Raw genomic sequence first — 13,078 nt, forward strand, 5'->3', positions numbered from 1 at the left:
ACAAACAAACCCATGTGGATGTCCTCATGATTTGCATCGAATCAACTACTAATCATAGTAATCAATTTTATTTAAAATCGCGACCTACCAAAACTCGCTATCAAACAATATTTTGTATTTCTAAATTTATTGATCCTGCTACAACAGTATTCTATAACGTTTAGTATGTCTATTGTAGATATTAAAATGGACTTTGCTAACTACCACCAAACAAATAACTTGTAATACTGAAGTTAAACTAATGAATTGAGATGTCTATGTATCATTTAACATCATTTTTTCTATCGTACTGGTAGCAAAAGGCCTATTTTGCATTGTGGCGCCTTGTTAATTTTGTTAGATAAAGAGGATTCATACGTCCAGTAATTTGTTTTACTATTCGCATAGAAAAATGAATCAACGGAAATGCGACATCTTTTACAACGATTACAGGACATCTAACCTGATATATTAAAAGATTAGCAAATTTTGATTTGGACAGCAGACTATATTTTCCTAAACTTGACTCTGTAATAATCAAATCAGGATTATACACAAGAACAGATTCTAACAAGAGCTTTCCAAATTGCATGGCATCTTTCTCAATCTCCCCAGAAACATAAATTTCATTAAAATCAACTCCAGCCTGTTTGAAATATTCCTTTCGTGCTAAATAATCCGATTTGTATTCCTTCCTTTCTGCAGTATTATTGAATTCAGTTTTTTTCTCATTAATCATTTTAGTATTTCTGTTTAGCGCTACAACAATAAGGTTAAAGTTTCCACTATTTGCAAAATAATCAGTTACTCGTAATATTTCGTTAGAGTTGTCTCCATCATCATAAAGAATTACCATGTTTTTTCTAATACCTAAAGATTGTTGGATTTTATAGAATTCTTCCCGCTCTACAGCAAGTAAGGCATCATCCCTACGTGCTCGGATTGCCAAGTAATCGCACGTTATTAAATTTTGTAATTTATTACTGGCTCTAATATATTCATAGTCACCTATCAATAAATTGATTTTTTGTTCTGCTATTGTGGATAATATTGCTTCAGTGGTATCATGAGAAACTCTTAAGAGGAAATGGTAAACAACATTTTCTTTATTAAGCAAATCTCTTAATGGCTCAAATGCGTTTCTCGCTGAGTCAATAAATGCCACTCCTGCGGACAGTGGAGTCTGATGAGGAATAGTTATTGTTCTTACAATATTAATTTCTGCATCTTTTTCTCGAGCTATCCTAATTGCATATTTAATTAATCTGTCAGGGTCATCAGCAGTATAGGGTATTAAAATTCTAAAATCCTTTCTTGAAAGATTACCTTCAGTTGTAACGATTGGACAATAATTCGCTATCTCTTTGGTAAAAGTCAATATCCTATAGACTGCAAAACCAACTAAAGCCCACAAGACAGTAATTAACCAACTAAAAGGAGCTATAACTAAAAGATAAAGTGCTAATCCCATCATTAATACAATGCCAGTTACAGGTATGATTGGGAAAAATGGAGTTCTAAATCCGTAGTCTAGTGTGTTGTCATACATTCTACGTATTTTAATAACTGAGGCATTTACCTGTGTGAACAAAAGTAGAAAAATTACAGCAGAAGCTTGAGCTATGGCTTCAAGTGGCAGTGCATAAGCCATTATCGCCATTATCAATGTTGATAAAAGAACAGCCATGAACGGCGTTTTGAATTTTGGATGTATCTCACTTAATTTATGGGGTAAATTATAGTGCCTCCCCATAGCAAAAGCAACTCGAGCAGAAGAAAATGTTGTAGCATTCAAAGCGGCTAATGTAGAAACTATGCCGCCAATTAAAACGACAAAAAATCCATACGGCATAAATAGTTCTGCGGCCTTTGAGATTCCCAATTCCCCATTTAATCCTATGAACTGCCAAGCGGGTGCAGCATCAGGAAAAATTGCACCAATAGAAACGAAAGCAACAAGACAATACATCAAAACTACAAGAGCAAGGGAAATGAAAATTGCCCTTGGAATATTTCTTTTGGGATTCTTAACTTCTTCGCCCGACTGAACGATAACTTCGTAGCCTTCAAAAGCAATAAATGTCAAACCCATCGCAGCGGCCAAGCCGCCTAGGCCCATTGGCATAAAATCAGAAAAATTAGCAGGCCAGCTAGGATTATTGGCCATTGTCCACAAACCCGCGACTATGATAGAAACAATTGCTACTAATTGAAACATCGTTACGACTGTTCCAATTTTACCTGTTTCCGAAGTTCCCCTAATATTCACAAATGCAAATATCGCCACAGCAATAACTGCAAATAATTTATCAATAGGAATAATTCCAAATAGACTATCTATAGAAAGTATACCGGTTGATTGTAAGAAACTTGCAAAGAAAGAACCAAAGCCAACAGCATACAAACTCCCAGCGATTATGTGAGCAAGCCAAGACATCCATCCACTAAAAAAAGCATTGGGCCTGGGAAGGCCTTCTCGAACCCACAGGTAACCTCCTCCAGCTTCAGGTAATGCAGAGCCTAACTCGGCATAACCCATAGCAGTAAAAAGGGTAATAATGGCGTTTATGATAAAGGCAATAATTACTGCGCTTCCGGCTAAACCAATAGCAGGGCCAGTTAACACAAAAATGGCACCTCCAATCATGGCGGCTATTCCAACCATGACAATATCTAATAGATTTAGAGAACGAACTAGATTATGCTGGTGTGGGTGGATTGGGGTGAAAGAATGGTTGTCTTTGGTAGACATAAATTTTAATCAGACCCTAAACATCTAGGATATGGGATAATTCTCATTGAATTATAACATCAAAATACTTGTTGGAAAATATATACTTATTTATACCAAGATATTATTCATCTAATGAAAATGATGGCCTTGATTTCAGATATTAAAGAGTCTTATATGAAGATAAAAAATGATAATGTAATCTGTTATTCTATACCAGTCGGAGGTATTTGGTCTCCTTTGGAAATGATAAATTAATAGACAATTGCTATCTACGATATTAATTGGGAATATAGTATTACATGTTGTCAGATTACTCAAAGATCTGTGAGTGTTTCCACCGAACCCGCATAGTATCCAGATATTAATCCCCATGCATGTATCCGCCAACGTCAAAACATTTGGAAAGATCTTGAACTATAAAAAACTATTACAAACGTGATATTTTTAACATAATAATCACTGGGTTTCTTACACAATATTGTCTACTTTTGATTTTTGTATATATCAAACAGATATTAAATACCAAAGTTGCGGAAAAATTTAACATTTATTCGCAGCAACCATAAATCTAATCAAATCATAATATAATATAATGAAATCAATTCAAATCAGCAAGTACGGTGGTAGCGACGTTGTCGACATAAATAATGATGCCCCTATACCAAGAGTGTCTACCGACAAGGTTCTTGTTGAGGTAAAGGCATCCGGGGTTAATCCGGTTGACTGGAAAATTCGTGAAGGATACTTTCAACAAATGGTTCCACTTCAATTCCCAGCTACATTAGGAACGGACTTTTCAGGCGTTATCAAAGAATTAGAACAGAATGTGTCAACTAATTTCAACATAGGTGATGAAGTCTACGGACAAGCTTCTCTATTATCTGGCGGTTCAGGGTCTTTTGCTGAATTGGCTTTGACCAATATTAAAAGTATAGCGGTTAAACCTAAAACTTTGAATCATATAGAAGCCTCTAGTTTGCCACTTGTTGGTGCTAGCACCTGGCAGGGGCTTGTCGATAACATTGGATTATCAAAAAATCAAAAAATCCTAATACACGGAGGAGCGGGAGGTATTGGTACAATAGCAATACAGCTCGCAAAGCATTTGGGAGCTTATGTGGGAACAACTGTAAAGTCAGAAGATAAGGAGTTTGTTAAACAGTTAGGCGCAGACGAGATAGTTGACTATACGACACAAAATTTCGATGATATTCTACATGACTATGATGCAGCATTTGATACTGTGGGCGGTGAGACCTACAAGAAATCCTTTAAAGTATTAAAAAATAATGGAACTATTGTTTCCATGTTAGAGCAACCAGATTCGAATTTGATGAATCAATATGGAGTCAAAGCGATATTTCAATTTACTGAAACAACGAGTGAACGATTGACTAAATTGGTACAATGGATAGACCAAAATAATGTCAAAGTAAATGTTGAAAAGACATTTCCATTATCTGAAACTGCCAAAGCTCTAGATTACCAAAAAGATAACCATCCTAGAGGAAAAGTGGTCATTACAATATGATATAATGTGATCAAAAAACTACACCTTAGTTTGCAAATATCCTATAGAATGTTTTGAACTTGTATGAAATTTCACACCCTTCCCACCGAACACGCTACCTATTATAGTAACGATATAGATATATAAAAATTATAACAATTGTGTAATATAATTGAAAAAGAGCTAGTTTGTCATTGATTAGATATATATCTTAGTCATGTATCAGCATTTATTAATCATTTCACCAATTGTGGTCGTATTTTGCCAATTTTAGACTTTAAAAACCATTTGATACCGGTGTTTATATAGTATGGTACCTAATAGATAGTATGTCAAAGAAAACAGAAACTAACCAACATTATTCAACTAATACCAATGATTTCCAAGAATCAGTTAACCAATCATTTGATGAAACTAAAGACAATATCAAAAAATCAATAGATGAATCAAAAAAACAGATTCCAAGAATTAATGACATTGTAAATAGCTATCAGGAGCAATCACTACAAACTACTAAAGAGATTTCAGAAGAATATATTGATTCTCAAAAACAAGTTGTTAATTCACTCCAATCAGTATGGAGGCCATATAATGAGATATACACTGGATTAGTCACCAACTTCTTTTCTCCTGAGGCAGCAGTTAGTGCATATACAAGATTTGTCAGTAACGTTGCAGACAACACCGTATCCACCATAAGGCTTTCGAACAACGTTATTTTCTCAACCCTTGATACATGGAAACCATTACTACAACAAACAAAAGACGTTTCAAGACACATTTCAAACATGGGAGTAAACACAGCAAGAGTATTTGAACAAAATTCAAGACAATTAGCAGCAGAAGTTAAAGATGCAGCAGCAGCTAGTTCAAACGTAAATGCATCTACCAACACTACCACAAAGTCCACAAATCATTAACAATGAAATAAGAAAAACCAAAAACTAGAAAAAATTTAGCTCATTGGTTTTTCCTTTTAAAGTTAAACAAACTCAAAATTTTTAAATTAATCAATACTAAAATTAAATTCAGTTTTCTGACCTTTGTCTTTTTTATCTATGTAAGAAACTTATCTAAAAAAACAAACTTATTTTTGGGCTTGACTCATGTGAATATCATCATGATTTCCACCGAACTAGCTATCATATATAGTAACGCTATATGGGATAAACATGATTTTCTCCTAAATACACTTACACCTGAATCTAATGGTGAAAGAAACCAGTTACTCGTCTATGCAAGGATAAAAAGAGCGAAAAGAAAAAACGTAACAAAGGCTACAATCATGTGATAAGTTTCTTGGGTTCGACATATTTGTTTAAGGGGCATAATACCACTATGAAAACTATGATGATTGTAGCGGAAAGAAGTAGACGGATCGAATAACTTTGATTTACTCGTTTAACTTTTTACCAATTGCTATAATTTCCTTTTTTCCGTTGCATTTGATAGAAAAATAAACATAATTTAAAATACTTTTGATATGGATCTTACTTTTTCTTAATTCTTGATATTCTCTGTCGTGAGAATGATCAACATGTTAAAAGAAGAATATGGAAAGGACAAATAAGAAAATAAACAAGAGTGAAAACTTTAAACACTTGAATGACTTGTTAATAATTATAGCAAGCCGGTTGTTTTCGTTCTTATTAAAATCAATCATTTTGATATAGATTTGAATTACACGGTCTTCAAATTCTTTCTCGTCCTTATTCTCAAATTTTGATATTGAGAGATTATCAAGTTCACCAGTGGGGGAGTCAATAAACTTGTTAATATCCACTATATTTGGAAATGAGGTCGGTTTTATGAGATTTATTGCATACCGTATTGACATCATTCCAAAAAAAATAACTGATAGTAGAAAAAATATTTGAACAACATCAAGACTTCTGTCGCTAATCAATACCAAGCCAAAGAATATCGGGATTATTATCCCGCTTGTCAAGATTAATTTAGACGCGTTATCTTCAAGACTTTTCTTAATATCCCAATCCATTTCATGTGCTTTAATCAGATAGTGCAATAACTGATTCATATTATAATATTATACATGGTAACAATGTCTTATTTATCTATTTATTTTTGTGGTTAGAATTACGGGTTTTACTTGTAGACCCACACTCCTATCCCAAACTGTCTTCCTTGCTTTTAGAATGTATTATATCCTTTAATTTAATTGGATTCTAATAAATCGTATTATATTTCCGGGAGCGGGAATCCATTCAATGCTATGGAACCTCTAGATTCATCCTCATCCATTAGCATCTAAATAGTTTTTTCCAATTCTCCAAAGGCTTCAAAGTGTGCAATATTATAGAATAGTTGTTTGAATGCTTCATCTATATTTTATCTATAACTTTGTTTTCAAATGGCAAAAAAGCAGGAACATGACCATTATAATTACAGCTGCAGTATGATCTTCAATCCATCGTCACAAATCAAAATTGGTGTTTTAAGAAGCTGGAACCCCAATTTCATTTTTTCTTCGCAACGGTCCCCTACTTCAGTGAGTATTATGGTGAGTCTACTTAACCGTTACGTTTACGCATTAATGTTTTACATATCGCCAAATCCAATTCGATACTATACACAGTAACGAGATAAGATATAATCAAGTAATCTTGTACATTATATTTATACTTTTGAATAGGAAATGAGTTGGCTAATGTCATGACATTTGACATAAATACTAACTAGATTATTTGTATTTCATCACCGGCTACTTTCAATATACTACACTACTATCCTGATTTGCATACTGTCCTTGGTGTATGGGTGAGTCAGAATAAGTTCCTCCAAGATCAGATTGTCCTCCTATATCATTTCCGAAATTCTCCTGAACTTGAATATTTATATTGTTACCCGAACCTTTAATACCATTTATTGGTAAAGACGTTTCGCCAATCACAAACACGGCGTCTAAACCAGCGCTAGCCACATACATGTTTCCATTGCCCTCACTAAAGGCTATTCCAGATGGAAATATCCCAACTGGTATGATATCAACCACCACATTATTTTGGTCGATGATAGGGACAGAGCTTGAAGCTTCGTTTGTCACATACATGTAGTTGTTTTTTGGGTTGTATTTGCTTTGTCGCCTAACTCAACATATTTAGCTGGAATGAACAGATTGATTATTTGTGATAGACTGGCCCTCTTACAATCGCTCATTAGTTCAACGCGGTGAGATCCTCTTCTCGTATGATTTCCTTGATGGTTGGGGTTCAGAGATAGAGAATATGAATATAAACAAAAAGGGTAAACCATTTGTATTTCCAGATTCTTTCATCTTGGCCATTGGTTACATTCGCTATTTATTTCACCTACCATACAGACAAACCCAAGGTATAATTAAGGCCACAGGAAAAAGGTTACCTGCTAATCCACCAAGTTATGGTCACATCTGTAAACGAATCAACAAGCTAAACATCGATATTAAAAGAGACAAGATGGATGACGATGATGACCTAATAATATCAATAGACAGTACAGGTATCAAGATTACTAACAGAGGTCAGTGGATGGATGAGAAATGGAATACACAAAATAGAAAAGGATATCTCAAGATCCACGTTGCTGTAGACATAAAGACCAGGAAAATCATTGCTTTGGAAGTGACAGATGAGAAGGTACATGATGGGAAAATGCTAAAGAAACTAGTCAATCATGTTTTGGATTCGAGAGAACCAAACACTGTAAAGATAAAATCGGTACTAGCTGATGGAGCCTATGATTCAAATCCAAACTTTGTGTATCTTGAGGACAAAAAGATCAATCCAGGTATAAAGGTAAGAAGGAACTCTATTGTTTCTCCTAAAAACAATAGGTTAAGGAACAACGAAGTAAAGTTACAAGCAAAGGATCTGTTGAAATGGAAGACAAAAAGAAAATACGGACAGAGATGGATATCTGAAACTGTGTTCTCAGCTATAAAGAGAATGTTTGGTGAATACACATCAGCAAACAGGTTTCAAAACATGGTAAAGGAGATCATGATAAAAGTATCATTGTATAACATTTTTAGAAGAATATAACATGATGATCATGATGATAACCGGAGAATAAGGAATTATGCAACAAAGCAGTTGTATTCAATAAAAAATGGGCTAAATCCTACCACTATCGTATCAACCACGACGTTATCTTCATTTAAAACTAATACAGATTCTGAGCTAAAAAGTGTTACATACATGTTGTTATAGCTAGGGTTGTACTCTACTCCACTCGGCAAACCCCTGACCACTATCGTATCAACCACAACATTGTTTTCATCTGAAACCGACAAGCTTCTTGAAATAAAGTTTGTTACGTACATGTTACCATTGCCTTCGTTATGTGCTACACCAATTGGACCATTGCCAACTGGTATGGTATCAACCACCACATTACTATCATCTATTACAGACACTGTATCTGAAAAGAGATTTGTTACGTACATGTTACCGTTATCCGCATTATATGCTATACCAAAAGGACTATCCCCAACTGGTATGGTATCAACCACCACATTGTTTTCATTTATAACAGAGACTGTGTTTGAACCATGATTTGCTACATACACATTGTTATAGCTAGGGTTGTACGCTACTCCAACAGGATTATCTTCTACAGGTATAATGGATATTACTCTTTCTTGAGCAAATACCTTGTAAATGTCTGAAATTGGAATTATCATTACTCCCACCAGTAGAATCATCAGTATATAGTGGGTTTTTTTTTGATGAACAAGAGAATGAATGTCTTACCTTATTCACAAATCTTTACTTTCAAATAACAATATAACAAAGATTATTAATTATACCTCTAGAAATTTCTGTTTTAGGAAACTTGGCTTTATTTGATTATCCATCTACTCGGGATAGTTATTTTCTCTATCTACTTACCCGTATTTCATCTACTTACAATCATGTCACTTACCAATTTATATACTTACTTTTCTATAGTAACTATTACAAAGTGATTTATTGATGACAGGAAATCAATGTGATTCAAATTGCGAATTTCATTATGGAAGAGAAGGAAGAGGGTCATCCTACCATGGCTATAACAAGTATTCAGATATTTATGAATGCAATAGTTGTGGATGTGAAACTATGCATCATGGTAGCAGCGGTAGTTGTTCAGGCTGCAACGTTGATCCAATTGAAGGTGCAAAAAAATTATTGGAAAGCGCCTTCTTTGAAGCTTTAAAAGAAGTTCATGTAGAAAAGATAAAGAAAATAATTGAAAGAGATTGGGGAAGTAATATAGACAAAGCGACTGAATTAGCGGTTAGAACAATTGAAAAACAATGGCAAACATCCTTATCCACTTCATCTCCAAGTAAGGAATTCTATGAAGAACTAAAAAAGATAATGACATCAGGCAATAAATAAATATTAAAGGGTTCACACAATGAATCAAACATAATATTTTTTTTGATATTTAAAACATTATTTTGATTAAGGATTTGATTTGGCATGGATTAATGAAGTATCTCATCGCTCGATCCACATTCCACTATGGTTCATAAACACATGAAATCAATTTCGGGATAATAATATAGATAATACATTTCAGATTACAAATATTTTAAAAAATATTGCAAACTAGTGCGAAATTTCATACTCGTCTCACCGAACCTGCATCGGATATGTAATGAATCTTTAATAAGGGCCAAAGGGAATGGCAGCAATCAGAAGTCTGATGTGGAGCCCTCTAATAATGAACAATTTTTTAGATTATAGTTTAGGAGATCAATCACCATATGTCGCATTTCGAGTATTGACTGGAGTAGCATCCCCCTAATACTAGAAAGTACAATATGTTTTCCTTCTTAGTAGCTGTGCATGTTAGAACTTAATTTCCTTAAAGCTTAAATTCTAAATTAACATTGCTTTAATTGGAGAATTTGAACCAATGTCTCTAACCTATGAGAAGTTAATCCATAACCTCTTCTCATGGGAAATTTCAAAGAATATTAAACGATAAGGTCTTACAGGGAGGCTTATCCTATCATACAAATTAGTAACATAACAAACGTATTTGATATGACCTGACCCTTATACTATGCGGGATCTAATCCCACCTAACCAACATAGCATAACAATTCTTTTAAACAAGTTTTACAAACAGATAAATAAAAAAATGATAAATTTACTCATTTTATCATTTTGGAAACTTCTACCTAACTTCTTAGAATACGTTTTTTCTTCCTCCAAAGCCTCTGAGTCTCCTGATGTGCATGGCAGTTTTTGCCTCCTTCAATACATCATTTACGTATTCTTTCATCGACTCGAGAGATTCCTCTATTTCCTTTCTTCTTTTTTCAGCCTCAAATAGTTCTCTCGTTTTTTTTTCAACTTCTTTGATGAGAGTGTTGTTCCACTTAGCTAGAAGTATTATCAATACTACTACGGCAGCAAAGGTTGAAGTAAATAAGGTTATCATCTTTATATTCTCGTCGGAAATTACGTGTCGAATTTGTGAGTGAATTTGGTCCGTCGGTGTTACAATCTGTATAAAAAATTCAGGTCTATCTCCGATGATGATAGGAGATTGAGTAGTCAGTCTTTCTCCTCTTCCATAGTCATAAATAGCGTAGCCCGAGTTGCCCATCAAGAGAGCGTGCGTAAGATTGTTCAATATTGTATTGCGATTTATAAAATCCTGTACATAGTCCCCAAAATAGTTCTGCCCCATCAATTTCTTGTCCGCACCATTGGCTAAGATGGTCCCAGATCGATCAAAAGCGACCAGAAATTGTCTGTCCCCGAGTTCCACATTTCCATATTTTGCAAAAAAGGGCTCGGTGGGAATAGCGGCTCCTACCATTCCTATATATTCGTTCGATTCTCTATTGACTATCGGATATGTTATGAATTCCCTATAGATACCCTGTCTTTCAAATCCGCCAGATAGTGTTAGACTGAGGTTGGTCTTGGTGTCTTTGACCCAGTTTCTTAGCGAGAAGTCTTGTCCCAGGAAGGTTTCAGTTCCTCTAGGTGCTAAGCTCATGCGTACTACTCCGTCCTTGTCAATCACAAAGAGCCGATTTACAATATCGCTGTAGCCGAAGTACTTTTCTTTTAGTAACGTTTCTGGTTCTGTTCCCATTAAATCACCTTCTTGAAAGTATTTAGATGTAGCTAATCCATCTAACATAGTAATTACAAGATTAAGATCTGACTGGATATGATTGGAAATGCTCTTTGTGGACTCAAGTTGCCTCTCCTTCTCCTCCTCAATGAACCTGTCTCTAACCGATTCCTCAGTGATGCTCTGATTGTAGATAAGTAATCCTACGGATAGAGATAAAATCAAGATTACTGATATTATACCAATTTTCTTAACTTTGTCCAATCAGACCCACTATTATTACCATCCTAGTTCTTATTAACCAGTTCTGAGATAAGTGCGAATTTGAATTTAGGCTTATATATTTGGCTATGTATGTCACTATAAGATTGCTAAGATCCGCGCTTATTACCGCTATAGGGGTACTAGCAGTTTCCATTTTAGCGAATTATTCATTAAGTTTTGGAAGTAATTTACAACAGATAGATAACTCGTCGAACAAAGAGAATGTCACACTTTCCGCAATCCTTGAAGACCAAGGCGATCCAGCAAGGTGGAATTCGCTGATTGGACCAGCTCTGGATAGGCTTAGAGAGGGACATCCTGATATTACCATCAACATCGACTACAGAACTTTTCCTTATAATGAAACAAGAGAGAAGTTATTGTCGACTCTTTCGGACCACATCCCAATTGATCTTATTACGCTTGACCAGATCTGGCTTGGAGAGTTTGCTGAGGACCGATTAATTGCGGATCTTACAAACTACACACAAACCTGGGGTCGTCAGAAAGATTGGTATGAAGTAAATTGGGATGGCGGTGCAGTAGATAAGAATATCTATGGCATATGGGCATGGACTGATGTAAGAGGAATTTGGTACTGGAAGGATTTACTAGACGAGGCCTCTGTTGATCCTAACTCACTAAAGACATGGGACGGATATATCGCTGCGGCAAAGCAATTAAATTCAGTGCTTCGGCCTAAAGGGATAGAAGGGGTTCATCTTACAGGAGCTGGGCATTCCCCGGATCTATGGTATCCATATCTTTGGATGCTCGGTGGAAATATCTTGCAGGAGAGAGAAGGACATCCCACAAAAGGTACTTACTGGTTTCCTGCTTTTAACAATAGCGAAGGAGTAAGGGCGATGAAGTTTATAAAGGATCAGGTGGATGCGGGCATAAAACCTCAAAAGAATCATTTCTGGGGAGAGGAGTTTCTTGATCGAAAATTTGCTGTAATGATAGAGGCCCTACAGCATCACATACCTATAACGACTGCCGACAGCCGAACTGCATTTGAAGAGAGGGTCGGATTTATACCCATGTTTCCTGTTCCACATGAAGACAATCAGACTTCTACCTTAATGGGAGGTTGGTTGTTCAGTATACCTTCAACTTCAACTCACAAGGATCTCGCATGGGAGCTTATTACAATTATGCTAGAACCAGATATTCTTGGTCCGTATCTCGTAAACCATGCAAATTTGCCGACTCAGATCCAAATTGGCGAGGGTCCTTTTTCGGAAGAACCAATGAGGGTTATACCATATTATAATGATTTGATTTCAATGATTCCCTCTGGTCATGAGAGACCCAACATCAGGGAGTATCCTCAGATAGCTGAGTTTGTGAAGGAGGCACTAGATAGCGTTCTCTATAAGGGGGCGGACCCTAAACGATCTCTAGATGATGCTGCCTCTGCTTCTGCAAAAGTGCTTGGTTGGTTGTAATTCACGAATATCAATTATATCAAATGATGTTCACTAAACATATTTTACTGGTATTAT

10 protein-coding genes and 1 pseudogene are annotated in these 13,078 nt (G+C 35.4%); 6 read left to right on the forward strand and 5 right to left on the reverse strand.

What is annotated here, in order from left to right; all coding sequences use genetic code 11:
* Nucleotides 1–304: 304 nt before the first annotated feature.
* Nucleotides 305–2,731 (reverse strand): amino acid permease, encoded by a 2,427-nt coding sequence (locus NMY3_RS06905; protein WP_196818175.1) that lies wholly within the window; start codon nucleotides 2,729–2,731, stop codon nucleotides 305–307.
* A 574-nt stretch (nucleotides 2,732–3,305) separates the two neighbouring features.
* Between NMY3_RS06905 and NMY3_RS06910 the strand changes: the two genes are divergently transcribed.
* The 3 genes from NMY3_RS06910 to NMY3_RS06920 all read left to right on the forward strand — a co-directional run bounded on the left by NMY3_RS06910 (nucleotide 3,306) and on the right by NMY3_RS06920 (nucleotide 5,514).
* Nucleotides 3,306–4,244, forward strand: a complete 939-nt coding sequence (locus NMY3_RS06910) for an NADP-dependent oxidoreductase (protein WP_196818176.1) — start codon at nucleotides 3,306–3,308, stop codon at nucleotides 4,242–4,244.
* Nucleotides 4,245–4,552: 308 nt separating this feature from the next.
* Nucleotides 4,553–5,143, forward strand: a complete 591-nt coding sequence (locus NMY3_RS06915; protein WP_196818177.1) for a hypothetical protein — start codon at nucleotides 4,553–4,555, stop codon at nucleotides 5,141–5,143.
* Between the two features lie 200 nt (nucleotides 5,144–5,343).
* Nucleotides 5,344–5,514, forward strand: coding sequence for a hypothetical protein (locus NMY3_RS06920; protein WP_196818178.1), 171 nt, complete (start codon nucleotides 5,344–5,346; stop codon nucleotides 5,512–5,514).
* Between the two features lie 249 nt (nucleotides 5,515–5,763).
* Here NMY3_RS06920 and NMY3_RS06925 read toward each other — a convergent pair whose 3' ends face one another.
* Together NMY3_RS06925 and NMY3_RS06930 are read right to left on the reverse strand one after the other, a co-directional pair.
* Nucleotides 5,764–6,222 carry a hypothetical protein gene (locus tag NMY3_RS06925; protein ID WP_196818179.1) on the reverse strand — a complete coding sequence of 153 codons (459 nt, stop codon included), beginning with the start codon at nucleotides 6,220–6,222 and terminating at the stop codon, nucleotides 5,764–5,766.
* 729 nt (nucleotides 6,223–6,951) lie between these two features.
* Nucleotides 6,952–7,296: pseudogene (locus tag NMY3_RS06930) on the reverse strand (YncE family protein); the annotation flags it as partial.
* Nucleotides 7,297–7,369: 73 nt separating this feature from the next.
* On the opposite strand from NMY3_RS06930, the gene NMY3_RS06935 reads away from it, so the two are divergent.
* Entirely contained in the window at nucleotides 7,370–8,263 is an 894-nt protein-coding gene (locus tag NMY3_RS06935; protein WP_196815659.1) for an IS5-like element ISThar1 family transposase, read from the forward strand.
* 35 nt (nucleotides 8,264–8,298) lie between these two features.
* Here NMY3_RS06935 and NMY3_RS06940 read toward each other — a convergent pair whose 3' ends face one another.
* Nucleotides 8,299–8,904 carry a YncE family protein gene (locus tag NMY3_RS06940; RefSeq protein WP_196818181.1) on the reverse strand — a complete coding sequence of 202 codons (606 nt, stop codon included), beginning with the start codon at nucleotides 8,902–8,904 and terminating at the stop codon, nucleotides 8,299–8,301.
* A 292-nt stretch (nucleotides 8,905–9,196) separates the two neighbouring features.
* On the opposite strand from NMY3_RS06940, the gene NMY3_RS06945 reads away from it, so the two are divergent.
* Entirely contained in the window at nucleotides 9,197–9,604 is a 408-nt protein-coding gene (locus NMY3_RS06945; RefSeq protein ID WP_196818182.1) for a hypothetical protein, read from the forward strand.
* Between the two features lie 799 nt (nucleotides 9,605–10,403).
* Here NMY3_RS06945 and NMY3_RS06950 read toward each other — a convergent pair.
* Nucleotides 10,404–11,570 (reverse strand): cache domain-containing protein, encoded by a 1,167-nt coding sequence (locus tag NMY3_RS06950; RefSeq protein WP_196818183.1) that lies wholly within the window; start codon nucleotides 11,568–11,570, stop codon nucleotides 10,404–10,406.
* A gap of 104 nt (nucleotides 11,571–11,674) precedes the next feature.
* Here NMY3_RS06950 and NMY3_RS06955 point away from each other — a divergent pair, with 104 nt between their 5' ends.
* Nucleotides 11,675–13,021: an extracellular solute-binding protein gene (locus NMY3_RS06955; RefSeq protein WP_196818184.1), complete on the forward strand. Its 1,347-nt coding sequence runs from the start codon at nucleotides 11,675–11,677 to the stop codon at nucleotides 13,019–13,021.
* Nucleotides 13,022–13,078 lie beyond the last annotated feature (57 nt).

Origin of the sequence: Candidatus Nitrosocosmicus oleophilus, from assembly GCF_000802205.1 — an archaeon.
GTDB lineage: Archaea > Thermoproteota > Nitrososphaeria > Nitrososphaerales > Nitrososphaeraceae > Nitrosocosmicus > Nitrosocosmicus oleophilus.